We start from the raw sequence: 22,909 nt of genomic DNA on the forward strand, positions 1-22,909 counted from the left end.
GACGCTCACGTCGCTCCCATAACCCTGCTCCGTTCTTCCGAGGTCCCGCCTCACTGTGTCTCACGAACTCCTGATCCTGCTGCCGATCTCCTTCATCACCGGAGCCATCAATGCCGCCATTGGTGGTGGTGGCCTGATCGGCATCCCGGCCTTCTATAACGTCCTCACCACTTTTTCACCCGCCCAGATCATGGGGGTGGACAAGCTCTCATCGGTGATGGGCCACGGCATGTCGATCCGTCAGTACGCGCGGAACATGAACCTGCCCTGGCGTCTGATGCTGCCAACGGTGATCACCGCCTTTGCCGGCTCCTACATGGGCGTGCGCATGCTCAACCTGATGCCCACCCAGTGGATGCGTCCGGTGATCATCGTGGTACTGGCGATCATGCTGGTTTATACGTGGTTCAAACCACAACTCGGGCATGTCGACACCAGCCGCATCCCGATCCGCGCCGATCTCGCCAAGGGCGCCGCACTGGGACTGGCACTCGGTTTCTACGACGGGTTCATCGGCCCGGGAACAGGCAGTTTCCTGCTGTTCCTGTTCGTCCACTTTTTCCACTTTGATTTCCTGCGCGCCACCGCCTGCGCCAAGGTTGTGAACTTCGGCACCAACGCCGCCACGCTGGTATTCCTGATTCCGGCAGGCATGGTCGATTACGGCCTCGCCGTGCCATTGGGCATCGCGGCCATCGGCGGCTCGGTCGTCGGAGCCCGGCTGGCCATGAAAGGCGGCAACCAGTGGATCCGGCGCCTGTTCCTGATTCTGGCAGTCGGTCTGCTCTGCAAACTGCTGTGGCAGACAATCGCGCCCTGGCTGAGCTGAGCGTCCGCCCGCTGCGGTTGTACCGTGAGACGTTTCTGATCTATCGTTGTGCTAGGGCTTGCTCCCAAACGCCTGAACCCAACCCAGAGAGAAGATCATGACAAACGTACGCCAGATCCTGGATGCCAAGAAGAATCAGCAGATCCACTCGGTCAGCCCCCAGGCCTCGATCTTCGAGGCGCTGGAGTTGATGGCGAAAAAAGATGTCAGCGCCGTACTGGTGCTTGAAGACGAACGTCTGGTAGGCATCTTTACCGAGCGCGACTACGCCCGCAAAGTCATTCTGAAAGGCCGCAACTCGCGAGACACCCGGATCAGCGAGTTGATGACCCAGAACCTCCTGACCATCTCGCCCAGCCAGACCGTGGAAGACGTGATGACGATCATGACGGAGAACCGTTTCCGCCATCTTCCGGTTGTCGAGCGCGGCCAGCTGATCGGCATCGTGACGATTGGTGACGCGGTCAAGACCGTGATCGACCAGCAGCAGCAAACCATCAACCAGCTGGCAGGCTACATTGCCGGAGATATTGCCCCGGGGATGTGAGGCGTCCGCCCCGTCCAGTCATGGCCGATAGCATGATCGGCCATTGTTTTGTCTGCGAGATGCGTATTGTTCTCAATACACCGTTGATTTGATTGGATATTTTTCGTCTGAAAGTAAAATTCAGGGCAAAAACCGGTGATAATCCGGCTCCTCCGGAAATCACCCGTCATGCCATGAGTCGCAAGAAGAACGTCGCCCTGCTGTCCGTCGCCTCCAACACCCTGCTGATCACCCTGAAGCTGATCGCGGGGACTTTGTCGGGCTCGGTCTCCATCATTTCCGAAGCGATCCACTCGATGATGGATCTGGTTGCCGCCGTCATCGCATTCTTCGCAGTGCGTCTGGCCGATGCACCGCCGGACGAAGATCATCCTTATGGGCACGAAAAATTCGAGAACGTGTCAGGCGTCATCGAAGGGGTGCTGATCGTTGTCGCCGCCGTGTGGATCATTGTTGAAGCGGTGCACAAACTGTTCAACCCGGCACCGCTTGAGGCGGCCGCCTGGGGGGTTGCGGTGATGTTCGTCTCGGCGCTGGTGAATACGCTGGTTTCGCGTCTGCTCTACAAGGTTGCGCGGGAAGAACATTCCATGGCGCTGGAAGCCGATGCGCTGCATCTGAAGGCCGACGTTTACACCTCGCTGGGCGTGGGTGCCGGTCTCGCCGCCATCTGGCTGACCGGCTGGCACCAGCTTGACCCGCTGGTGGCGATTGCGGTGGCGCTGTTCATCCTGAAGGAAGCCTTTGAACTCATCGCCAGGGCGTTTGCGCCGCTGATCGACGCCAGCCTGCCAAAGGAAGAGATCGACGCCATCCACGCCGCACTGAGCCGCCACGCGCATGACTATATCGATTACCACAACCTGCGCACCCGTCAGTCCGGCAAGATCCGCCACGTCGACCTGCACGTCACCCTGCATCGTTACAGCACACTGGAAAATGCTCATGCGCTGTGTGACCGGCTGGAGGCTGAAATCGAAAGCGTGATTGCCCACGCCAACGTACTGATCCACTCGGACCCCTGCGACGCCAGCTGCACCTGCCCGGATCAGGTTTTTGCACGGCCGATCAGCACGACGCCGGCAATGACCAGCGCCGCACCGAACAGCTGAATCGTTCCCAGCGATTCACCGAGAAAGGCCCAGCCGAACAGGATGGTCAGCACCGGACCCAGCGTGCCGATCATCGAGGTCGCGCTGGCGCCGATGCGGCGCATGGCCACGGCAATCAGCCAGATCGGCAGCACGGTCGACAGCAGCGCCATGGCCAAAGCCAGAGCATGCACCTGCCAGGGCTGGGCGAGACTGGCCAGCGGCCGCATCACGACAAACTGCAACAGGCTCAGCACGCACGCCACGCTGGTGGCGAACGCCGCCACACGCGTGGCGCCCAGCGTCTTCACTTCTTCGCCGCTGAGCATCAGATAGATTGCGTAAGAAAGAGTGCTGCCGAAAACCAGCAGGCAGCCCAGCGCCACATTGCTGCCGGCCTGGGTCAGGTCCAGATCGTGCGATACGGCCAGCGCGATGCCGATGTAACACAACAGCATGGGCAGATACATGGCCCGCGTCACCCGCTTGCCGAGGAAAACCGCAGACAGGATGACCACCAGCGTCGGATAGATGAACAGGATCAGACGCTCCAGCGCTGCCGTCACATAACGCAAACCGAGGAAATCCAGGTAGCTCGCCAGATAGTAGCCAGTGACGCCCAGCACCAGCAGCATCAGCAGATCACGGCGACTCAGGGTGCGTGGCTCACGGTACGAGATGCTGAAACCCATCGCGATGAAGAAAGGCAGCGCATAACCCATGCGCAATGCCAGCAGGGTTTCCGCATCCACGCCGTAACGATAGGCCAGCTTGACGAAGATGGCCTTGAACGAAAAACACACCGCGCCCAGCACGGCAAAGGCAAAGCCGGAAACCTGACCCAGCCCCCGCATGTCAGGCCACCTGCATGCGCTGGCGATTTGCGTACACGCCATGCAGTTCGTTGAGCAGCAAGGCTGCGATCACCACCGCACCACCTTGCAAGGTTGCCAGGGTCGGCACTTCGCTCGCCCCCAGCCACGCCCACAGCGGGCCAAGCACCACTTCGAGCTCGGCCAGCAGTGAAACCTGCGGCGCAGACAGGCTGCGCGCCGCCACCACCATCAGCATGCATGGCAGGGCCAGCTGGAAGCAGCCCAGCACACCCAGAATCTGCACGTCATGCAGGGTCGCCTGGAATGGAAAAGCAAACGGCAGCATCAGCAGCGCCGAAAAGCTCGCCCCCAGACACACTGCCGGCACCAGATCCACCGCATGCCCGGAGCGCTTGAACACGATCACGTTGATCGCTGAGGCCAGCGGCACCACGAAGGCAATGCACATGCCCAGCACATCGCGGGCGCTGCCGGCCTGAACGCCGCCGGAAAAGATCCAGGCCATGCCCGCCACCGCCAGCACGATGGCCAGCCAGGTTGCGCCCGCAATCGGCTCGCGCAGAACCACCCAAGTCAGCAGCGCGGTGAGCAGCGGCGAGGCACAGCTCACCACCAGCGTATTGCTGGTCGAAGTCAGGGTCAGCGCAATCATGAAACTGGTAAACATTGCTCCCCACAACAGGCCGGATACGAGCAAGGACCGGCTCGGCCGGCGCAAGGCGGTCAGCGCCTCATGACCCCGCGTCGCCAGCAAGGCGAGGATCACGAAAACGGCACAGAAGGCACTGCGCCAGAAGGTCACCTCGAAGCTGCGCGCCGCATCCAGATGCCGCGTGAGCACGCCTGCCGTGCTCCACAGCAGAGCGCAAAAAATCATCACGGCAACGGCCGCCGGACGGCTGTAACGACGGGTAAACATTTCAGCTCGCCTCAAGCAGGGCCATCACCTCGGCCTCGTCTTCCACGATGGCAAAGGCGCTGCGCACCTCGGCCAGAATCGGCCGCGGCAGGCCGGCGCGGATGTCGATGAAGACCCAGGCGGTCTCCGCACGCGCGATCACCTGACGATCACTCTCACGCCAGAAAAGGTACTTGCGCGTACTGCTGCGCTCGCCCATGTCAGCCACCCAGGTCACCAGATTGAGCGGATCGTCGAGCAGCGCCGGGCGCAGGTATTCAATGAAATGCGAGCGGATCACCCAGGAACAGCGCTTCTCGAAATAGCGCTCCATCGGCCAGCCCAGATCCGTGGTGTGGGCGATCGCCACATCCTGCATCCACTGCAGATACGCGACGTTATTGACGTGACGATGCACGTCGATGGCTTCGGCGGGAACGGCAAAACGCTGGCTGAAAATACGGGTCATGGCAGATCGGCTCGGGTACTGGGCTGCAGGGCAGGCTGGCCGGAGAGGCGCACAGCGCCTCGCTGCACACACAGGCATGCTGAAGAAGCTTGCTGCGTGCGGGTTCTGGCGACTGTGTGGCATGCAACCTGAACATACCAGAACGTATTCTGCCATGCGGCAGTGCAGCGTACCCGATCCGTTTCAAGCGTTTTTGCGGACCGGCAGCAATTCCCGGAACACCTCCGGCAGCAGACAGGTCTGCAGGCTGCGCTGGCTGAAGAGAAAGCGTCCGTCGCAGACGAAGCCCAGTTCCTGCCAATCAACCGCGGTATTCAACAACTCGATGGCACGGTCGATATCCAGCGCCGGATCCTTCGGAAACAGTGCCAGAATCGAGCCATCGTAGTTTTCGCAGGCGTGGGTGAAAAACGGGTTGGCGCGCCGCGTCTTGCCATTCACATAAATGCGGCGGGACTCCGAAATGTGATGCCGGCGGCCCCATTTCCACCAGTTCGATTCATCAAAATGCGTCACCCGCCGCTCAAGCAAGCGCGCCTTGTGGGCTTCGAGATGGGCGTTCCGCACATCGAAATACATGCGCCGGGTCTGCCCGGTATCCACGGTCTTCGAACACACGAAATCCATATTGCCTTGCGGGTGCGTGAAGATTTCGTCTGCGCCAGAGACTGCGCCGACGCGCACGTCGAACACTTCGGCGAGCGGCATCGTGTAATCGTTGCGCAGGAACATCAGCTGGCCATCGACCAGCGTGAATACATGCCGGCCATCACGCATGCGCCGGTCCATGCGACCTTTTTCGAAGCGGAAGATGGCGCAGTTCGGCACGAATTTCCCGAAGATGCTGCTGTCGCCGGTTTCGATGAAATCGGTGATCGTGCCCTGCTCGAACAACCAGGCATTCAGCTTGCGCGCAGCGGTCAGCTTGATGAAATCACGCGGCACGATGAAGATCAGCTCACCGCCGGGATTCAGATGGCGCACGCATTTCTCGATGAAAAACAGAAACAGGTTGCTGCGCGAATCGAACAGCGTCATGTCCAGCCGGGCACGGGTTTCCGGCAGCACATCCTGAAAGCGCACGTAAGGCGGATTGCCGATGATGCTGTCAAATTTCTCGGTCTCGGGGTAGGCAAAAAAATCCATCCGCAGGGCCTGCGCCGGCGCCACGCGCTCATCCAGCTCGATCGCCACGCAGCCCGGCAGTTCGCGCGCGAATGCTCCGTCGCCGCAGGACGGCTCCAGCACCCGGCCCTGCTTGCGCCGCAAGGCGAGCATCTGCTGCACCACCATGGGCGGAGTGAAAACCTGACCGAAATGTTCAACAGGGTGAAAAGGCACGAGAGGTACGCCAGGCAGAACAAAGCGGCATTCTACCGGCTGGCTGCACCGCCTGCGGCGAAGCCCGTTAGAATGCCGACACCATGTTCATGATGCCCTACGTTACCCGTCTCACCCGTGGCAGCTTTCCGCTGGGGGTGATCCTTGTCGTGCTCACCTGCGCGATCGTGTTCTTCGGTTTCCAGTCCGGTGACGAGAAACGTTACGCACTGATGGGCGACTACTACGCCAGCAGCGTGTTGCCAGCGGTCGAACTGCCGGCTTACGAGGCCTACCTGCGCAAGCAGGGTGAGGCCAGACAGCTCAAGCAGTTCGAGGCGCTCAAGCAAAGCCGCGCCCTGTTTCCGACCTTGCGCCTGATGCAGGCTGACGAAGTTTTCATGGGTCGCCTGCGCGCCGGCAGCATCATCACCGATGCGCACCCGCAGTTCGACGACTGGCAACGCGCCCGCCGCCAGTTCGATGCGATGGAAAAGCGCCTGTTCACCGAACGCTTCCACTTCGACACCGAACACCCCACCTGGCTCACGGCCATCAGCCACCAGTTCATGCACGGCGGCACCGGGCACATCGTCGGCAACATGATCGTGCTGATTCTGGTCGGCCCAGCGGTCGAGGCTCTGATCGGCACCCTGCCCTTCCTCCTGCTCTTCGTCCTCGGCGGCATCGGCGCGGCGGCAGGCCACTGGCTGGCCACCCAGGGCGCGCCGGGCGGGCTGGTCGGTGCCTCTGGCGCGATTGCTGCTGTCATGGGCGCCTTTGCCGTGCTGCTGGGGCGCCGACGGATTCCTTTCTTCTACTTCGTCTTCGTCTTCTTCGACGTGATTCGCGCACCGGCCCTGCTCGCTCTGCCGATCTGGCTGATCAACGAGGCACTGCAATTCTTCTGGCTGGGTAATGCGCAGGTGGCTTACGGTGCGCACTTCGGCGGGCTGCTTGTCGGCGCCCTGCTGGTGCTGCCGCTGCGCCGCCGGGCGCTGGAGCGCCTGCTGCCGGAAGGCGCCGAGGATACCGCCGAAGCGGCGGCCAAGCCAACTGCCGAACTGGCCATCCACGAAGCCCGCCGCCTGATGAGCAGCCAGCGTTTCGACGAGGCCCGGCGCGCATACGCGCGGGCCGCCAGTCAGGCCCGCGGCAACGCCGGCGTGCTGCGTGAATGCCTGAACGTGGCCAGACTGGCCCCGGCCAGCGCGGAATACCATGCCATCGTGGCCTGCGTACTGGCCCTGCGCGGGCAGGATGCGGCAAGCCAGGCGTTGGTGCTGGAGAGTTTTCGCGACTATCTGCAGAAGGCCAGGCCGCTGCCACAGATTGCCCCCGAGACGGCAGTCGCCCTGATCGAGCGTTTCAGCCAGACGCGCTGCCTGCCGGAGCTGGACCGCTGTGCGCGCCTGCTGCATGCCAGCGCGCCTGCCCACCCGGGGCTGGATCAGATTCTGGCGCTGGCCGTGCATGCGCTGCGCACGGCAGGCGATCCGCTACGCGCGACAGAACTGTCGAAACTGAAGGTTTAGGGGTCGCACACAGCCCCTCGCAGAGCCGCATGCAGCGGGCTTCTCCGGCATGCACGCCGGAAAGGTAAGCGGGGCGCGGCTCTTCAGCACACGCCCCGCCGGTTCCGGATGGCCTCGTCCCGCGCTATCGGGAGTTCTTGTCCAGCCGTGCTTTCACGTAGGAGCCGGGGGCATCTTCCAGCACCTTGAGCTTGCCCTTGAGCGGGTCCCGCGCGGCCACTTCACTGGAATCCTGCGCCTTGACCCAGGCCTGCCAGTCGGTCCACCAGGAGCCGGGCTGCTGGGTGCAGCCGGCCAGCCAGTCTTCGCTATCTGCCGGGCGCTTGTCATCGTCGCGCACCCAGAAGCCGTACTTGTTGGCGACCGGCGGATTGACGATACCGGCAATGTGGCCGGAGCCGCCCAGCACGAAGCGCACGTTGCCGATGCGCTGGGCTCCGGCGTAGGTGCTCTTCCAGGGCGCGATGTGATCTTCAATGGTGGAGATGAAGTAGCACGGCACCTTGATCTTGCCGAGATCGATCTTGACCCCGCAGATCTCGATGCCGCCCGGCTCGCGCAGGGCATTTTCCATGTACATCTTGCGCAGATAGAAGCTGTGCATCTTGGCCGGCATGCGCGTGGAATCGGAATTCCAGTACAGCAGGTCGAAGGGGAAAGGGTCCTTGCCAAGCAGGTAGTTGTTCACCACGAAGGACCAGATCAGATCGTTGGCGCGCAGCATGTTGAAGGTGCCGGCCATCTCGGAACCTTCCAGATAGCCGCGCTCGGCCATCTTCTTCTCCAGCGCCTGCACCTGTTTCTCGTCGATGAACACGCCCAGCTCGCCGGGCTGCGAGAAATCCAGCAGTGAGGTGAAGAAGGTCCCCGAAGCAATGCGCTTGTCTTTCTTTGCCGCCATCCAGGCCAGCGCAGTGCCGAGCAAGGTGCCGCCCAGGCAATAACCGGCAGCATTGATTTCCTTGACACCGGTCTGCTCAATCACCGCATCCACTGCGGCCAGCACGCCTTCGCTGAGGTATTCATCGAAGCCCTTGTTGGCAAGCCAGGCATCCGGATTGACCCAGCTGATCACGAACACGCTGTGCCCCTGGTCGACGGCCCACTTGATGTAGGAATTCTTCTCGCGCAGATCCAGAACGTAGTACTTGTTGATCCATGGCGGCACGATCAGCAGCGGTCGCGTCGACACCTTGGCGGTGCTCGGCGTGTATTGCAGCAGCTGCATCAGTTCGTTCTGGAACACGACCTTGCCGGGTGTGGTGGCGACATTCTTGCCGAGTTCGAACGCCGAGGTGTCGGTCATGCGGATGCGCAGCTTGCCGTCCCCCTCCTCCACATCGCGCAGCAGATTGTTGAAGCCCTTGATCAGGTTCTGACCATGGCTGCGCATGGTCTCCTGGAAGACCTCGGGATTGGTCAGGGCAAAATTCGAGGGGGCAATCGCGTCGATGTACTGGCGCGTGTAGAAATTGACCTTTTTCCGGGTTTCCTCGTCAAGGCCATCAACGCCGGAAACCGTGTCGTGGATATGCCGTGCGGCAATCAGGTAGCTCTGCTTGACGAAGTCGAAGAGGAAATGTTCCTGCCAGTCTTCGTGCTTGAAGCGCTTGTCGGATTTTTCAGGTGCGGCGATCGGCTCGGGCGACATGCCCCACATGCGCTGCATGGAGTGTTGCCACAGCGAAAAGTAGTCCCACACCAGATTCATCTGGTTCTGCGCCAGCCGGTAAGGATTGGCCAGCAGCTTGTTCATCATGTCCAGAAAGGCCTGCGCCACCCCGAGTTCATCACTGGGCGGCTGGACGCCTTTTTTCACCTCCCGCTGCATGTGCTCGGTGAGCAGCTTGGAGGCGCGCTGCGCCACTTCGGCATAGGTTTTCGCCACTTCCTGCGGATCGGGCAATTCGGCCTTGGGTGCGTCAGTCGGTGCAGTTGCCATGGAACAGACTCCTGAAAGAGCAGTTGGGGGAAATTCACTTCGCTATCTGATAACGGACCGGCTCTCCGGCTTCTTCAATCCGGCGCAGCGGCCCTCTGTGCCAGAGGTGATTCAGGTGCGCAATGGTCTCGCTCATGGCGAACATCAGCTGGTGCGCGTCCAGCTCCCGCAGGAACAGGGTCTGAAGAAGATCTGCAGCACTTTGCGGGTTCCTCAGCGCCTCAAGGATTGTTGCATCCCTTTCAGCATGATGCGCGAAGAGCTGGCCTATTCGGGCATGCAGCCCGCGGAAGGGCAGACCATGCGCCGGCAGCACCAGCGTATCGGCAGGCAGCGGCTCGAAACGGCGCAAGGAGGCAAGGAAGCGCCCGACCGAATCCTCATCCGGCATGGCCGCCGGGACGTTGATGTTGGTGGTGATGCGTGGCAGCAGCATGTCGCCGGAGATCAGCGCCCCCGCTTGCGCGCAATACAGCGAGATGTGCTCGGGCGAATGGCCATGGCCGGCGATCGCCTGCCAGTGGCGTCCGCCAATCACCAGCACGTCACCATCAAGCAGGCGCTGGTAATGCACTGGCAGGGTCGGCACGCCGCGGGCGTAGACATTGCCGCGTGCCGCCATCTTCACCAGGCGCTCGTCGTCCAGCCCGTGCCGGCGGAAATGCGCCAGCATTGCTGAGGATTCAAATCCGCTGGTCTGGGCGTGCAGTGCATGCGCCAGCAGGTATTCCCCCATCGCCAGCCAGACCGGCGCCCCCGTGGCGCCCGCCAGCCACTCCGCATTGCCGAGATGGTCCGGATGATAGTGCGTCACGATGATGCGCCGGATCGGACGCTCCAGCGCCTCGATCAGGGCTGTCCACGTGCCACGCGAGGCCGGGTCGCCCAGCCCGGTATCGACGACCGCATAGCCCTCGTCATCCTCCAGCAGCCACAGGTTGATGTGGTTCAGGCTCCACGGCAGGGCGAAGCGCAGCCAGAAAACGCCCGGCACGACTTCGATGCGGGCAATGCCAACCGGCGCTTCGGTAAAAGGATGGGTGAGTGCGTGAGCAGACATGCGGACAACCGTGACAGTGGCTTGATGCTGATGATGCATCGCAGCATCCGGGCTTGCAACCATTGATCCTGCAACCCTACCCTTCCGGCCAGCAAGGGCACATAATCCTTCTACCGCAGTGTCATGCCACCCCGCGTTCAGAGACCACAACAATGAGTAAAACCGTACTTGTGGCCGGTGCCAGTCGCGGCATCGGTCTGGAATTCGCCGTGCAATACGCCGCCGAGGGCTGGCATGTCGTGGCCGGCTGCCGCGCGCCCGAGCAAGCCAGGCGCTGGACGCCTGCCGGTGTCGATCTGCAGACCCTGGACGTGACCAACGCCAATTCCATCGCCGCGTTGGGCTGGCATCTTGATGATGCGCCGCTGGATCTGCTGATCGTCAACGCGGGCGTCTCCGGCCCGGATACCGGCAGCTTTGCCGCTCCTGGCGACGACGCCTTCGATACCGTCATGCACACCAACGTGCTAGGGCCGATGCGCCTGATCCAGGCCTTCGGCACGAATGTCGCGCGGGCGGGCGGAGTCATTGCGGTGATGTCGTCAAAGATGGGCTCGATCTACGAAACCACCGGTGCCGATGCGCTGGCCTATCGCGCCTCCAAGGCCGCGGCCAACATGGTGATGAAAGCCGCCGCCAACGAGTTCGGGCCACAGGGCGCCACCATCGTCAGCCTGCATCCGGGCTGGGTGCGTACCGACATGGGCGGGCCCAATGCGCAAGTCGGGGTCAGCGAATCGGTCGAAGGCCTGCGCAAGGTGATCGCCGAACTGTCCGCCGACGACAATGGCTGCTTCCTTGACTACACCGGCCGCAATCTCTCCTGGTAAGCATGGCTGCCGAACTGCCCGCCTCGCCCTGCGTGCGTGATTGCTGTCTGGATGACCGCACGGACACCTGCGTCGGCTGCTTCCGCACCCTGACTGAAATCACCGGCTGGCACACCGCTGACGCGGCAGAGCGCGAGGCCATCCTGGCCCGTTGCGAGCAGCGTCGCTGCGCTCACGAAGCACAGCAAAGAGCCCTGCGGCGCTGATTTTCGCTATCCTTCGCACTGAAGCCGGTTCTCTCGCCCGGCGGCAAAGCACCCCAGCATGCAACTCACCCTGATCAGCGGCCTCTCCGGCTCCGGCAAGAGCATCGCCCTCAAACTGCTCGAAGACACCGGTTACTACTGCGTCGACAACCTGCCGGCAACCCTGCTGCCACAGCTCGTAGCCCAGCTCCAGGCCGAAGGCTACAAGCGTGTCGGCGTGGCCATGGATGTGCGTTCCGGTGCCAGCATCGAAGCGCTGCCGGAAATCATCGCGCAGGTGCGCGAACAGGTGCGTGACCTGCGTTTCATCTTCCTCGATGCGCGCGACGAGGCCCTGATTGCACGCTATTCCGAGTCCCGCCGCCGCCATCCATTGGCCGAAGAACACACCACCTTGCAGGAAGCCATCAGCCGCGAACGCCACCTGCTCACCCGGATCGCCGAGATCGGCCAGCGCATCGACACCAGCGCCCTGCATCCGAATGTGCTGCGTGCCTGGATCCGCGAACTGATCGAATCCGCCCCGAGCGCCGGACCAACCCTGCTGTTCCAGTCCTTCGGTTTCAAGCACGGTCTGCCGGTGGATGCAGATTTCGTGTTCGACGTGCGCTGCCTGCCCAACCCCTTCTACGACCCGGCCCTGCGCAGCCTGACCGGGCTGGATCAACCGGTCATCGAGTTCATGCAGGCCTCCGACGACGCCCTGCGCATGGCACAGGACATCCGCAAATTCATTGCCGACTGGCTGCCCGCCTTCTGCCACGACGGGCGCAGCTACTTCACCGTTGCCATTGGTTGCACTGGCGGCCAGCACCGCTCGGTGTATCTGGCCGAATGGCTGGCGCGCGAATTCGCCGGGCAAGCCAAGGTGATGGTGCGCCATCGCTCGCTCGACGCCGGGCTGAAGAAGTCCGCCTGACGCGACTCTCCGGGCATGCATTTGCGTCAATGGCTCCTGCTTCTGCGCCCCGGCGACTACGCTGTCGTGCTGGCCGCCATTGCCGCCACCCTCGCCGCCGGGCTGAGCCTGTGGGGGCCGGACCTGCCGACCACCGCCGTGATCCGCGCGGCAGGCCAGACGGTGGCCAGCCTGCCACTGGATCGCCCGGGCGTGTTCGATGTCAAAGGTCCGCTCGGCACCACCCATATCGAGGTGCAACCGGGCCGCGCCCGTGTCGCGTCGGACCCCGGTCCGCGCCAGTATTGCGTAAAGCAGGGCTGGCTGACGCGCAGCGGCGCCGCCGCGATCTGCGCGCCGAACGAAGTCAGCCTGCAGTTGCAGGGCCGGCGTGAAGCCTACGATTCAATGAGTTACTGATGACCGAGCCGGTGCTGATCCGTGCCGATGCTTCCGACCACCGCGTGGCCCGCTACGCCGCGGCGGCCATCGTCCTGTCGATCGCCGAGGCGGCGATCCCCACCCCGCTGCCGGGGGTCAAGCCGGGGCTGGCAAACATCATCGTGCTGCTGGTGCTGCTGCGCCACGGCTGGTCCGAAGCTGCCTGGGTCGCCCTGCTGCGCGTATTCGCCGCCAGCCTGCTGCTCGGCCAGCTGTTTGCGCCAGGTTTCTTCCTGAGTCTGACCGGCACACTGACAACCCTGGCGTTGCTGGCTGCCGCCGTGCATCTGCCGCGCCGCTGGTTCGGCCCGGTCAGTCTGTCGGTGCTCGCGGCCTTTGCCCACATCGGCGGGCAGATGCTGCTGGCGCGCGTCTGGCTGGTGCCGCATGAAGGACTGTGGGGACTGTGGCCGGTGTTTTCCGCCACGGCCACGTTGTTTGGCACGATCAACGGCCTGATCACGGCCAAACTGCTGCAGGACCAGCGCCAGTAGGTCTTCGCAAACCCGCATCTGGCGGACATCTCGCGGCATGTCTCGTGAAAACCCGCGAAAACATTACGTCTTCACGCACCCCGTCCGTCAACGCAAACGGGGCGTGGCTCTTCAGCACGCGCCCCGTCAGGTATTTCTCCAGAATCAGCCGTCGATGCCCTGGCTGGCCAGATATTCCTCATAGGTGCCACGGTAGTCGATGATCTGCCCGTCTTCCTTGATTTCAAGAATGCGGGTCGCCAGCGAATCGACAAACTCGCGGTCATGCGAGACGAAGATCAGCGTGCCGCCGAAATCCATCACGCCGGAATTCAGCGACTCGATCGACTCCATGTCCAGGTGATTCGTCGGTTCATCCAGCAGCACCACGTTCTTGCGCTGGAGCATCAGGCGACCAAAGAGCATGCGGCCCTGTTCGCCCCCGGAAATCACCTTGACGGATTTCTTCACGTCGTCGCCCTTGAACAGCAGGCGGCCGAGCGTGCCACGGATCAGGGTTTCGGCGTCGTCGCCTTCGTAACCGCCTTCACGCACGTAGCCGGAGATCCAGTCGGTGAGGCTTTCGTCGACCTCGAAATCCTTGGCGTGATCCTGCGCGTAGTAGCCGAGCTTGGCCTTTTCGGCCCACTTGATCGTGCCCGAAGTCGGGGTGAGCTCGCCCACCAGCAGTTTCATCAGCGTGGTCTTGCCGACGCCGTTCTCGCCGATGATCGCCACGCGATCGCCGGCATCGAAGGTCACGGTGAGCTTGTTGATGATCTTGCGGCCCGACTCATAGGCAAAGGACAGGTTCTCGATCTCCACGGCCTGACGGTGCAGTTTTTCCTTCTCGTCGAAGTCAAAGCGGATCCACGGATACTGGCGTGATGAGGGCTTGAAGTCCTCGATCTTGATCTTCTCGATCTGCTTGGCACGGCTGGTGGCCTGACGCGCCTTGGACTTGTTGGCCGAGAAACGGCGCACGAATTCCTGCAACTCGGCGACCTTTTCCTTGGCACGCGCATTGTCGCGCGACTGCTGTTCGCGGGCCTGCTGGGCGGCTTCCGTGTAGTCATCCCAGTTGCCGGGATAAGTCTGGATGCGGCCGTAGTCCAGATCGGCCATGTGCGTGCATACCTGATTCAGGAAGTGGCGGTCGTGGCTGATGATGATCATCGTGCTGTTGCGGTTGTTCAGTACGTGTTCCAGCCAGCGGATGGTGTTGATGTCGAGGTTGTTCGTCGGTTCATCCAGCAGCAGGATGTCCGGGTTCGAGAACAGCGCCTGACACAGCAGCACGCGCAGCTTCCAGCCCGGCGCCACTTCGCGCATCGGGCCATTGTGCTGGCTGGTCGGAATGCCCACGCCCAGCAGCAGCTCACCCGCACGCGCTTCGGCGGTGTAACCGTCGTACTCGGCGAAGTGGTGCTCCAGTTCGGCCGCGTGCATGTAGTCGTCTTCGGTCGCCTCGGGATTGGCGTAGATCGCATCCTTCTCCTGCATGCAGGCCCACATCTGCTCGTGGCCCATCATCACCACGTCGAGCACGCGCACGTCTTCATACGCGAACTGATCCTGGCGCAGGAAAGCCATGCGCTCACCCGAATCCAGCGCCACGTTGCCACCTGAAGGCTCCAGCACGCCGGCCAGAATCTTCATGAAGGTCGACTTGCCGGCACCGTTGGCACCGATCAGGCCATAGCGATTGCCGTCGCCGAACTTGATGGAAACGTTTTCAAACAGGGGCTTGGCCCCGAACTGCATGGTGATGTTGTTGGCGATGAGCACTGCGGAATCCCTGAATACCGGCGCGCGACAAATGCCGCAGCGCAAAAGCCCGTAATTCTAACGCAGTGCAAAAATCGCCGATAGCTCAATGGCTTGGGCAGAAACCGTGAGCTATTTGGCACCGATAACAAAAAGTTGTGTTCCCGGTGCCAAAACCCTTCCGTTACCGGAAACATTGGATTAGGATTTTCCCTGACAGGATAAGCAGAACTTTTCCGCTCATAAGCTCCTGTTTGAAAGCCGGCCAATGCCCCGCTTTTCCAAAATACGTATCCACGTTCAGCCGGCAAGTCCATGCGGCAAGTCCAATGAAGAAGCAAGAAGGAGATAGGGATGTATAAAAGTAACAGTTTCAAAGGGGTAGCTACTGCACTGATCCTCAGCCTGGTGCTGGCGGCTTGCGGTGGTGGCGGCGGTAGTGACAACAACAGCACACCGGCCAGCAGCTCTTCTTCGTCGAGCTCTTCGTCTTCTTCAAGCAGCTCCTCAAGCTCTTCTTCAAGCAGCTCCTCAAGCTCTTCTTCGTCGAGTTCCAGTTCTTCGTCGTCGTCGTCGTCGTCGTCGTCGTCGTCGTCGAGTTCATCCTCCTCATCGAGTTCGTCTTCTTCAAGCTCGTCGAGCTCTTCGTCCAGTAGTTCCAGTTCTTCTTCCAGTTCTTCGTCGGGCGGAGCCAGTATTGCGTGGAACGTGTATAACGCCACCTATGCGCCGTTGACGGCAGGCTCTATAACCTTGGCGGATGGTTCGTCTGGTACCTTCACTCAAGGGACCCTCTCAGGAGGCTCTGCAGCAGATTTCTCTGCTACATCTGGCATAACCACGTTCTCGTCGACGACAGCAGCAAACAAGAATGTTGTTTCGACCACGGCAGGTGTGCCGAGCGCCTATCCCAGAACTTACACGCTGTTGGCCTACGTCAAAGTAAACGACGCAACTAACCGCGGGATCGAACTGGATATGAACACCGGTGCAGAACGCGTCAAGGCTGTCATTTATGCAAATGGAAATGGCTTTGGTATTGAAAAAACTGCAGATGGCGCCGCAACGATCAAGGACTCCGCAAGCTATAGTGGCTCCTATCATTTGTTCCAAGTGAGCGCGAATATAACTGCGGCGTGCACGGGCACTGTCACCCTGTGGGTGGATGGCTCTCCTGTAACCTTGGCATCGTCGACGGCACTAACGGCCGGCTCGATCAGCGCAAACGTAGTCACGCTTGGATCTACTTGCCTGACTTCCACAAGTTCGGGCCTGTATATCGGCGACGGTGGCTCCAGTGGCTATAACGCAGATATTGACTGGATCGTCTGGAGCAACACTGGCGCTTATACTCCGACCGAGGTAAAGGGCACTCTGCCGGCATCAATGGGTACAATCCCCGCCGCTTACCAGTAATTTAGTGCGCATTCCGGAGGAATCCTCTGTGGAGCCCTCCGGCCCGTCCAAATCAAAAGGCCTTGTTTCCAGACAAGGCCTTTTTTGCTGCCTCCCTGGATGTCATCCCCACATTACATCCAAGGGGCGGCGTTTTACCTCGCCATGCCTGTAAGGCATGGCAATCTGAAGAAGCCCACCCGATGCGCCTCTGCAGACAGGTTTATTTACTTTCGCCCCAGCGCTGTATGAGCTGATGGGCGACACCGATCTGGTCAAGAATCCGCGCAACAACGAAATCCACCAGATCCTGCACGCTCTGCGGGTGGTGGTAGAAGCCGGGGTTGGGCGGCAGGATGACCACGCCCATGCGCGAGAGGCGCAGCATGTTTTCCAGATGCAGGGTGGAGAACGGTGCTTCGCGCGGCACGATCACCAGCTTGCGGCCTTCCTTGATGCACACATCGGCGGCGCGCTCGATCAGGTTGCTGGACAAGCCGGCCGCCACCGCGGCCAGGGTGCCCATGGTGCATGGGCAGATCACCATCGCGTCCGGCGGGTTGGTGCCGCTGGCAATCGGCGCAAACCATTCCTCGCGGCCGTAGACCACCAGCTGATCGGCGCTGGCGCCAAAACGCGCACCCAGCATCGCCGCGGTTTCGGCGGTGTTGCTGCTCAGCACCAGATCCATTTCCTGCCGGGCGACGATCTGTGCAGCCTGGGTGTAGACAAGCTGCACGCGGCATCCGGCGGCCAGCAGGCTTTCGATCAGGCGCAGGCCGTAGGGCATGCCGGACGCGCCAGTGAGGGCAAGGGCGATGGTTTTCATGGCATGCCCATCGCTTTACGGTGCCGCGCTGACGCGGATTTCTTCGTCCTGCACGCGAACCACATCGCCCGCGCGGATCTTGCGCGTCTTGCGCAGTTCGATTTCGCCATTCACCTCGACCTCGCCTGCCGCCACCATCATCTTGGCAATGCCGCCGGACGGCGCAATGGTGAGCAGCTTGAGCAGGCTGTCCAGGGTGATGAATTCGCGGGTGAGTTCAAAGTCGTGCAGGTTCATGGTGTGATTCTGGACAGGGTTTGACGGACTTCCAGCGCCATGCTCTGCCCTTGTTCGAGCAAACGCAAGCCGGGCATGCCGGGGCGGGCGTGGGCACCGGTGATGTGGGTCACTGGTTCGTAGCAGAACCATTGCCCGTGAGCCGGGCGGTACAGGATGGCCGTATCCAGCCCCTGCGGTTCGGTGGTCTGCCAGTCCAGGCGCAGATCGATATCCGGCCGCTCCATGCGCATGTGGCCATCACAGCCGTGGAAATTATGGTCGATTTCGCCGTCGCCGATGTCGCGCAGCACGTTGAAATCCCATTCCGGCGGCAGCGGCGCACTGTCCGGCACGGGCACGCCCTTCTCGCCCGGCCAGTGCCCCTGGGCACCGAAACGCAATTGCAGCCCTGCGGCACGCAGGATGTAGGGGTGAAAGCCCAGCCCGTAGGGACGGCGCTGCGGTCCCAGGTGCGTCAGTTCGAGGCGCATGTGCATCACCTCGTCTTCCAGCCGGTAATGCTGGCGCGCCGAGAAGTGGAACGGGTAGCCACACGGCTCGTGCGCCTCGACCACCATTTCGACATGCGTCGCACTGTGGGCGGCGACTTCCCAGGCGTGCATCCAGCCGGTGCCGTGCATGGGCACGGGCGAGTCGACACGGTTGCTGACCATCGGATAGAACTCGCCATCAACATGGATGCCCCCGCCGAACAGCCGGTTGGACCAGGGCAGCAAGGGAAAATTGGCCACCGTCCGGCGCTCCGGATTGGGTGCATAAGGCCGCCAGATCGGGCACCAGCGCTCGTCACGGCGCACTTCCCAGAACGCCGCACTGCCGCCCAGGGTGGGCAACAGGCCAAGACGCTGATGGGCATTTTCAAGGGTAATCAGGGGATCGGCAGGCATGAGGCAGAATTCAGCAACAAGTTGTCTGACATTTTCGCTGAAAAGCCGGCAACAGGGAACTGCTGCAGGGCAGCGCCGCACGCAGGGTGGCTGGAGAGCCGCTTGTGGCAAGGCTCTTCGCAATGCCTTCCGGAAAACCCTCGCCGATCAAGCCTCTTCAGCACCACCACCCGAAGAAGCCCGCCAGGGGCAGCTAGCTTTTCAGGCAGCCCTTTCCATGCTCTAAAACCCTTGCTGTTTCAGCCAGTCGGCAATCCGCTGGGCGGCAGGCTGCCAGTCCGGCTCCAGCATCAGGGCGTGGCCGGCGTTCGGGATGATCTCCACCGGCAGATGCAGGGCCTTGCCCGTCTGCTCCACCTGCTGCGGCGGAATCAGTGCATCGTGCTCGGCGCCCAGCAGAAGCATGGGCGGGCGGCGCATGCGCGCCGGGCGCGGCAGGTCAAAGCCGCTCATGTCCCAGATGGCGCGCATCGATTCGGCCTGCATGTGCATGAAGCATTCGTGCAGCAGCGCACGGCTGACCGGCTGGTGAAACAGCGCCTCGCGCACCGAATCGAGCTGCGGCTCGCCACCGCCGATGATGCGGTTCAGATCGAAGAGCACGTTCGGCCGGCCGAACATCAGGCTCAGCGTCGAGCCCAGCAGGCCTTGCGGCGGCACCGAACACAGCAGCACTGCGCCGGGCAGTTCGGCATCTTCCAGATATTTCTGCAGCACCACGCCGCCCATGGAATGCGCGATCACCACCGGAGCACGCGGCATGGCTGCAACCACCTCGGCAAGATCATTCACATAATCCTGCAGGCTCAGGCTGTTGAGAACATCGCCGCCACGGCTCCCGCCGTGCCCCGAAAAGGAGAACGCGCTGGCCTGCCAGCCCTGTTCGGCGAAATACGGCAGGTAGTGCTTGTCCCACAGCCAGGCACCGGCGTAAGCCCCATGCACAAAGAGCAGCGGCGTCGGCCGAGCCTTGCCGGCGGGCTCGCGGTGGATGATTTCAAGGGTGGTATTGGCGGCAAATTTCATGGGCGGACTCACGGTTGTGCTTCCGCAGCATGCACGTCGAATTCCACACTGTCGAGCGTCTGATCGGTCGGGTCGCTGATGCTCAGGCGATGCCGCCCCGGCTGCGGCAGCCAGACCTGCCGGCTGCCCTCGCCCAGCGGCTTGCCATCGAGCTGCCAGCGCAGAGCCACGCTGGTCTCGGCCGACAGGGACCAGCGATCCCGTGCCGCCGGTTCGCCAGCGACGATGTAGTTTTCGTCACGTACCGGGAAACTGATCCGCGCCCGCCGCCCTTCGGGCAGCACCGTCACCAGATCCAGTTCGGTGCCGCGCAGGAACCATTCGCGCCGGGGCGCCTCGCCCGGAGGTTCGAAGCGGACCAGGCTGCTGAGCACACCTTCCGGTGCCAGCGGCGCTTTCGACTCCGGAGCCAGCGCCGCCAGCGCACTGCGCCAGGCAACTTGCGGCACCAGCGCATGGGTCACCAGCGCCAGCGTGAAGCGCTCGGAATTGCCCACCACCACTGCGCTGCCATCCTCGGCAGCAAAACTTGTCCAGCTCGCCGCCCAGCCGCCCGGGCCTTGGCTGGCATGCAGATCCTGCATGACAAAAGCCGTCTCCGCGCGCCACACCCGGCGAGGGGCGACGACCGGCTCGGCCATCAGCAGGCGGGCGGGCTGATAGCTGCCGCCCGTGGCAAATGCCCGCCAGGCAGCGGCCAGACGCGGCAGATCGGGATCTGGCGGAATATCCGCCTGCCCCGCCAGACCGGCCGACTCGAAACCCAGTGCGCGCACCCGCTCCAGCCAGACATCCCGGTTGCCAGCATGTTGCAGGTACAGCAAGGCGCCGATCTGGTGCCCCTGCAGTGCCGGGCGCAGACTCAGCCAGGCCGGGGTGGCGGCCCGCGCATCGCGCGGATCGAAGATGGCCCAGCCCAGCGGCAGCGGACTGGCGGCGGTGAACTGGCGCGATTCGATGGCCTGTGCGGCCAGCGCCGGCCAGTGCCAGTCCGGCAGATGACGGCGCAGGCTCACCCCGTCAGGCGCCTGGGGCGATACACCACCCACCCAGGCCAGCACGTCGCCACTGGCGTTATCCAGCAGCACAGCGGCGGCCTGTGGATCGTCCTGCAGCTTCAGCGCTTCCAGCAGGCGCCGCTGCAGATTGGCGTCCAGCACGGTTTGCAGACGCTGGCCGGGCTGCTGCAGACGCGCGCGCGCCAGTTGCAAGGCCAGCGTCCAGCGCGGCGCGGCGCGTGGGGCATCCAGCCGGGCGTTGGCCAGCTGGGTGATCTCGCCGCACAGGCGGGTCTGCCCGAGCGTGGCCGCCAGCTTGCAGGCGCGCTGCGCCACCCGCGCCGGGCGGGCATTCGGCCCGCGCAGCAGCGCTGCCAGCAGGCTCGCCTCGCGCGGCTTCAGCTGGCTGGCGGGAAGACCGAACAGCAGTTCGCTGGCGGCCCCCACGCCCTGCAGATCGCCGCGAAAAGGCGCCAGGTTGAGATAGGCCTCCAGAATCTGCGGCTTGCTCCAGTGCGCCTCCAGCTCGATCGCGGCGCGGCTCTGATCCCACTTCTGCGTATAGCTGCGCCGCTCGCCACGCTTGGGCGGCATGCGCAGGGCCGGGTCGAGCAGGCCGGCAAGCTGCATGGTCAGGGTCGACGCACCGCGCTTGCCCTCGCCCCACAGGTTCTGCCAGGCCGCGCCGGCAAAGGCCAGCCAGTCGACGCCGTTATGCTGAAAGAAGCGCCGGTCCTCGGCGCGCAGCAACGCATCGCGCATCGCGGGCGACAATTGCGCCAGCGGCACCCAGTCGAGGCGTCGCACATCCGGGGTCAAACGCACGTCGGCCAGCGGCTGGCCGTTGCGGTCCAGCAGGACGGCGTCCGAACTGAAGTGCGTGGCACGTACCTGCTCGAAGCTGGGCAGCACGAAACCTTCAGCCAGAGTGGCCAGCGGGCACAGCAGAAAAACGAGGAGGGAGGCGCGGATCAGCTTCATGGGCAGAACGAAAAACGAGGCGCTATTGTGCGCCAGACACAGCCTGGGCGGTGAGCCGCCCGCCGCCTGCCTTGCGGCCGGGGCTATCTGGCGAAGCGCAGGTGACGGCACGGTACCGGCAGACGGGCTGGAGAAGCAGGCGCGGAGCGGGTCTGCAGGCAGGCCCTAATCCAGCGGGCGCAGGGTTTCGAGCACCGCGCCCACGGCGGCCACCCGTGCTTCGTGCAGGCGTTGCGGGATCTGGCGCTTGTCGCTCAACGCAGCGGCTATCGACCCCGCATCCACACTCAGGAAGGCCGCCAGCAGCGCGCGCCACAGCGGCGTGGCGCGGTCTTCACGCTCGGCGTAACCGGGGCGACCATGGAAATCACAGGCCGCCGCAGCGAGCAGCCCCTCAAACCGCTCCGGCCGGCGCAGCGCATCGCAGCGCTCGAAAATTTTCGTGATGGTGTCGGCCCGCATCTCACCGATCTTGTGGATGTTGCCGTGCTCGCGCGCAGTCAGCAGCGCCAGTTCGCGGCACTCCACCGGCACCTTGAGGCGGGCACACGCAGCTTCGACCAGCGGCCCGCCGAGACCCTCGTGGCCATAGTGGTGCGGCCAGTTCTCGCGCGGCGTTACCCCCTTGCCCAGATCGTGCAGCAGCGCCGCCCAGCGCACCGGCAGAGGCGCGTTGCGCAAGGCGGCCTGATCAATCACCAGCAACTGGTGGATGCCGGCATCGATTTCCGGATGGTATTTCTCGGGCTGCGGCACGCCGAAGAGCGCGTCCAGCTCGGGCAGGATGCGCGCGAGCGCACCACATTCGCGCAGCACTTCGATCATGCGCGAGGGGCGTGCGTACATCAGGCCGCGCGCCAGCTCCTGCCACACCCGCTCGGGCACCAGATGATCCACCTCGCCCGCCGCAACCATGCCGCGCATCAGCTCCAGCGTCTCCGGAGCCAGCGTGAAATCGGCAAAACGCGCGGCAAAACGGGCTACCCGCAAGATGCGCACCGGGTCTTCGGCAAAGGCCGGGCTGACGTGGCGGAACACGCGATCGGCCAGGTCACGTTGCCCGCCGTAAGGGTCGATCAAGGTGCCGTCTTCGGCCTGGGCAATCGCATTGATGGTCAGATCGCGCCGGACCAGATCCTCTTCCAGCGTCACGCTGGCATCGGTGTGGAACACGAAGCCCTTGTAACCCGGCGCAGTCTTGCGCTCGGTACGCGCCAGCGCACATTCCTCGTGGGTGTGCGGGTGCAGGAAAACCGGAAAATCCTTGCCGACCGGTTTGAAGCCGGCGGCGAGCAGATCGTCCGGAGTGGCGCCGACCACGACCCAGTCGCGGTCCTGCACCGGCAGGCCGAGCAGGCGATCACGCACGGCGCCGCCGACGATCCAGGTTTGCCATTTGGGGTGAGTCATG

24 protein-coding genes are annotated in these 22,909 nt (G+C 63.0%); 10 read left to right on the plus strand and 14 right to left on the minus strand.

Annotation, left to right across the window (positions count from 1 at the left end; translation table 11 throughout):
* The first annotated feature begins 55 nt into the window (after positions 1-55).
* From Q9Q94_RS03785 to Q9Q94_RS03795, 3 genes are all read left to right on the plus strand, one after another.
* Positions 56-829: a sulfite exporter TauE/SafE family protein gene (locus tag Q9Q94_RS03785; protein ID WP_305978682.1), complete on the plus strand. Its 774-nt coding sequence runs from the start codon at positions 56-58 to the stop codon at positions 827-829.
* A gap of 97 nt (positions 830-926) precedes the next feature.
* Positions 927-1,376, plus strand: a complete 450-nt coding sequence (locus Q9Q94_RS03790; RefSeq protein ID WP_305978683.1) for a CBS domain-containing protein — start codon at positions 927-929, stop codon at positions 1,374-1,376.
* A 173-nt stretch (positions 1,377-1,549) separates the two neighbouring features.
* Positions 1,550-2,488, plus strand: a complete 939-nt coding sequence (locus Q9Q94_RS03795; RefSeq protein ID WP_305978684.1) for a cation diffusion facilitator family transporter — start codon at positions 1,550-1,552, stop codon at positions 2,486-2,488.
* Here the strand turns inward: Q9Q94_RS03795 and Q9Q94_RS03800 are convergent.
* The 4 genes from Q9Q94_RS03800 to Q9Q94_RS03815 all read right to left on the minus strand — a co-directional run bounded on the left by Q9Q94_RS03800 (position 2,425) and on the right by Q9Q94_RS03815 (position 5,963).
* Positions 2,425-3,321 (minus strand): DMT family transporter, encoded by an 897-nt coding sequence (locus Q9Q94_RS03800; protein WP_305978685.1) that lies wholly within the window; start codon positions 3,319-3,321, stop codon positions 2,425-2,427. The genes Q9Q94_RS03795 and Q9Q94_RS03800 overlap by 64 nt on opposite strands.
* Position 3,322: 1 nt before the next feature.
* Positions 3,323-4,222 carry a DMT family transporter gene (locus tag Q9Q94_RS03805; RefSeq protein ID WP_305978686.1) on the minus strand — a complete coding sequence of 300 codons (900 nt, stop codon included), beginning with the start codon at positions 4,220-4,222 and terminating at the stop codon, positions 3,323-3,325.
* 1 nt (position 4,223) lies between these two features.
* Positions 4,224-4,670, minus strand: coding sequence for a thioesterase family protein (locus Q9Q94_RS03810; RefSeq protein WP_305978687.1), 447 nt, complete (start codon positions 4,668-4,670; stop codon positions 4,224-4,226).
* A gap of 183 nt (positions 4,671-4,853) precedes the next feature.
* Positions 4,854-5,963: a class I SAM-dependent methyltransferase gene (locus Q9Q94_RS03815; RefSeq protein ID WP_305979480.1), complete on the minus strand. Its 1,110-nt coding sequence runs from the start codon at positions 5,961-5,963 to the stop codon at positions 4,854-4,856.
* A gap of 137 nt (positions 5,964-6,100) precedes the next feature.
* On the opposite strand from Q9Q94_RS03815, the gene Q9Q94_RS03820 reads away from it, so the two are divergent.
* A complete protein-coding gene (locus Q9Q94_RS03820) occupies positions 6,101-7,525 on the plus strand; it encodes a rhomboid family intramembrane serine protease (protein WP_305978688.1) in 1,425 nt (474 codons plus the stop codon).
* Positions 7,526-7,649: 124 nt separating this feature from the next.
* Here Q9Q94_RS03820 and Q9Q94_RS03825 read toward each other — a convergent pair whose 3' ends face one another.
* Both Q9Q94_RS03825 and Q9Q94_RS03830 read right to left on the minus strand, forming a co-directional pair.
* On the minus strand, positions 7,650-9,467 hold the full coding sequence (locus Q9Q94_RS03825; protein WP_305978689.1) for an alpha/beta hydrolase: 1,818 nt from the start codon (positions 9,465-9,467) through the stop codon (positions 7,650-7,652).
* A gap of 34 nt (positions 9,468-9,501) precedes the next feature.
* Positions 9,502-10,527, minus strand: a complete 1,026-nt coding sequence (locus tag Q9Q94_RS03830) for an MBL fold metallo-hydrolase (protein ID WP_305978690.1) — start codon at positions 10,525-10,527, stop codon at positions 9,502-9,504.
* Positions 10,528-10,679: 152 nt separating this feature from the next.
* On the opposite strand from Q9Q94_RS03830, the gene Q9Q94_RS03835 reads away from it, so the two are divergent.
* From Q9Q94_RS03835 to Q9Q94_RS03855, 5 genes are read left to right on the plus strand one after another with little or no spacing between them, the layout of a single operon-like run.
* Entirely contained in the window at positions 10,680-11,357 is a 678-nt protein-coding gene (locus Q9Q94_RS03835; RefSeq protein WP_305978691.1) for an SDR family NAD(P)-dependent oxidoreductase, read from the plus strand.
* Positions 11,358-11,359: 2 nt separating this feature from the next.
* Complete coding sequence (locus Q9Q94_RS03840; RefSeq protein ID WP_305978692.1) at positions 11,360-11,563, plus strand: DUF1289 domain-containing protein; 204 nt, start codon at positions 11,360-11,362, stop codon at positions 11,561-11,563.
* Between the two features lie 58 nt (positions 11,564-11,621).
* Positions 11,622-12,482, plus strand: a complete 861-nt coding sequence (gene rapZ, locus Q9Q94_RS03845; RefSeq protein ID WP_305978693.1) for an RNase adapter RapZ — start codon at positions 11,622-11,624, stop codon at positions 12,480-12,482.
* Positions 12,483-12,497: 15 nt separating this feature from the next.
* Complete coding sequence (locus Q9Q94_RS03850; protein WP_305978694.1) at positions 12,498-12,881, plus strand: NusG domain II-containing protein; 384 nt, start codon at positions 12,498-12,500, stop codon at positions 12,879-12,881.
* On the plus strand, positions 12,881-13,396 hold the full coding sequence (locus tag Q9Q94_RS03855; protein ID WP_305978695.1) for a Gx transporter family protein: 516 nt from the start codon (positions 12,881-12,883) through the stop codon (positions 13,394-13,396). The genes Q9Q94_RS03850 and Q9Q94_RS03855 overlap by 1 nt, the downstream gene beginning before the upstream one ends.
* A gap of 144 nt (positions 13,397-13,540) precedes the next feature.
* On the opposite strand, the gene Q9Q94_RS03860 is transcribed toward Q9Q94_RS03855, so the two are convergent.
* Together Q9Q94_RS03860 and Q9Q94_RS03865 are read right to left on the minus strand one after the other, a co-directional pair.
* The gene (locus tag Q9Q94_RS03860; RefSeq protein ID WP_305978696.1) at positions 13,541-15,163 is read right to left on the minus strand and encodes an ABC-F family ATPase; all 1,623 of its coding nucleotides are present in this window, start codon (positions 15,161-15,163) and stop codon (positions 13,541-13,543) included.
* A complete protein-coding gene (locus tag Q9Q94_RS03865) occupies positions 15,067-15,864 on the minus strand; it encodes a hypothetical protein (RefSeq protein WP_305978697.1) in 798 nt (265 codons plus the stop codon). Before Q9Q94_RS03865 ends, Q9Q94_RS03860 begins: the two co-directional genes overlap by 97 nt.
* Here Q9Q94_RS03865 and Q9Q94_RS03870 point away from each other — a divergent pair.
* Entirely contained in the window at positions 15,851-16,558 is a 708-nt protein-coding gene (locus tag Q9Q94_RS03870; protein WP_305978698.1) for a hypothetical protein, read from the plus strand. The two genes, Q9Q94_RS03865 and Q9Q94_RS03870, sit on opposite strands and share 14 nt — an antisense overlap.
* A gap of 202 nt (positions 16,559-16,760) precedes the next feature.
* Here Q9Q94_RS03870 and Q9Q94_RS03875 read toward each other — a convergent pair whose 3' ends face one another.
* The 6 genes from Q9Q94_RS03875 to Q9Q94_RS03900 form a co-directional block, all read right to left on the minus strand.
* Complete coding sequence (locus tag Q9Q94_RS03875) at positions 16,761-17,366, minus strand: flavin prenyltransferase UbiX (protein ID WP_305978699.1); 606 nt, start codon at positions 17,364-17,366, stop codon at positions 16,761-16,763.
* A 15-nt stretch (positions 17,367-17,381) separates the two neighbouring features.
* On the minus strand, positions 17,382-17,603 hold the full coding sequence (locus tag Q9Q94_RS03880) for an RNA-binding S4 domain-containing protein (protein WP_305978700.1): 222 nt from the start codon (positions 17,601-17,603) through the stop codon (positions 17,382-17,384).
* Positions 17,600-18,493 (minus strand): aldose 1-epimerase, encoded by an 894-nt coding sequence (locus Q9Q94_RS03885; RefSeq protein WP_305978701.1) that lies wholly within the window; start codon positions 18,491-18,493, stop codon positions 17,600-17,602. Before Q9Q94_RS03885 ends, Q9Q94_RS03880 begins: the two co-directional genes overlap by 4 nt.
* 222 nt (positions 18,494-18,715) lie before the next feature.
* Complete coding sequence (locus Q9Q94_RS03890) at positions 18,716-19,519, minus strand: alpha/beta hydrolase (protein ID WP_305978702.1); 804 nt, start codon at positions 19,517-19,519, stop codon at positions 18,716-18,718.
* A gap of 8 nt (positions 19,520-19,527) precedes the next feature.
* The gene (locus tag Q9Q94_RS03895; RefSeq protein ID WP_305978703.1) at positions 19,528-21,498 is read right to left on the minus strand and encodes a transglycosylase domain-containing protein; all 1,971 of its coding nucleotides are present in this window, start codon (positions 21,496-21,498) and stop codon (positions 19,528-19,530) included.
* A 165-nt stretch (positions 21,499-21,663) separates the two neighbouring features.
* Positions 21,664-22,908, minus strand: coding sequence for a multifunctional CCA addition/repair protein (locus Q9Q94_RS03900; RefSeq protein WP_305978704.1), 1,245 nt, complete (start codon positions 22,906-22,908; stop codon positions 21,664-21,666).
* Position 22,909: the final 1 nt, after the last annotated feature.

Origin of the sequence: Uliginosibacterium sp. 31-16 (assembly GCF_030730865.1) — a bacterium.
Classification (GTDB): Bacteria; Pseudomonadota; Gammaproteobacteria; order Burkholderiales; family Rhodocyclaceae; genus Uliginosibacterium.

Coding starts and splice junctions, on each gene's coding strand:
- Q9Q94_RS03810 (WP_305978687.1), bottom strand. CDS start 4,670: ATGACCCGTATTTTCAGCCAGCGTTTTGCCGTTCCCGCCGAAGCCATC.
- Q9Q94_RS03830 (WP_305978690.1), bottom strand. CDS start 10,527: ATGTCTGCTCACGCACTCACCCATCCTTTTACCGAAGCGCCGGTTGGC.
- Q9Q94_RS03880 (WP_305978700.1), bottom strand. CDS start 17,603: ATGAACCTGCACGACTTTGAACTCACCCGCGAATTCATCACCCTGGAC.
- Q9Q94_RS03820 (WP_305978688.1), top strand. CDS start 6,101: ATGATGCCCTACGTTACCCGTCTCACCCGTGGCAGCTTTCCGCTGGGG.
- Q9Q94_RS03795 (WP_305978684.1), top strand. CDS start 1,550: ATGAGTCGCAAGAAGAACGTCGCCCTGCTGTCCGTCGCCTCCAACACC.
- Q9Q94_RS03840 (WP_305978692.1), top strand. CDS start 11,360: ATGGCTGCCGAACTGCCCGCCTCGCCCTGCGTGCGTGATTGCTGTCTG.
- Q9Q94_RS03895 (WP_305978703.1), bottom strand. CDS start 21,498: ATGAAGCTGATCCGCGCCTCCCTCCTCGTTTTTCTGCTGTGCCCGCTG.
- Q9Q94_RS03900 (WP_305978704.1), bottom strand. CDS start 22,908: ATGACTCACCCCAAATGGCAAACCTGGATCGTCGGCGGCGCCGTGCGT.
- Q9Q94_RS03835 (WP_305978691.1), top strand. CDS start 10,680: ATGAGTAAAACCGTACTTGTGGCCGGTGCCAGTCGCGGCATCGGTCTG.
- Q9Q94_RS03885 (WP_305978701.1), bottom strand. CDS start 18,493: ATGCCTGCCGATCCCCTGATTACCCTTGAAAATGCCCATCAGCGTCTT.
- Q9Q94_RS03815 (WP_305979480.1), bottom strand. CDS start 5,963: ATGGTGGTGCAGCAGATGCTCGCCTTGCGGCGCAAGCAGGGCCGGGTG.
- Q9Q94_RS03850 (WP_305978694.1), top strand. CDS start 12,498: ATGCATTTGCGTCAATGGCTCCTGCTTCTGCGCCCCGGCGACTACGCT.
- rapZ (WP_305978693.1), top strand. CDS start 11,622: ATGCAACTCACCCTGATCAGCGGCCTCTCCGGCTCCGGCAAGAGCATC.
- Q9Q94_RS03825 (WP_305978689.1), bottom strand. CDS start 9,467: ATGGCAACTGCACCGACTGACGCACCCAAGGCCGAATTGCCCGATCCG.
- Q9Q94_RS03790 (WP_305978683.1), top strand. CDS start 927: ATGACAAACGTACGCCAGATCCTGGATGCCAAGAAGAATCAGCAGATC.
- Q9Q94_RS03890 (WP_305978702.1), bottom strand. CDS start 19,519: ATGAAATTTGCCGCCAATACCACCCTTGAAATCATCCACCGCGAGCCC.
- Q9Q94_RS03800 (WP_305978685.1), bottom strand. CDS start 3,321: ATGCGGGGGCTGGGTCAGGTTTCCGGCTTTGCCTTTGCCGTGCTGGGC.
- Q9Q94_RS03855 (WP_305978695.1), top strand. CDS start 12,881: ATGACCGAGCCGGTGCTGATCCGTGCCGATGCTTCCGACCACCGCGTG.
- Q9Q94_RS03875 (WP_305978699.1), bottom strand. CDS start 17,366: ATGAAAACCATCGCCCTTGCCCTCACTGGCGCGTCCGGCATGCCCTAC.
- Q9Q94_RS03805 (WP_305978686.1), bottom strand. CDS start 4,222: ATGTTTACCCGTCGTTACAGCCGTCCGGCGGCCGTTGCCGTGATGATT.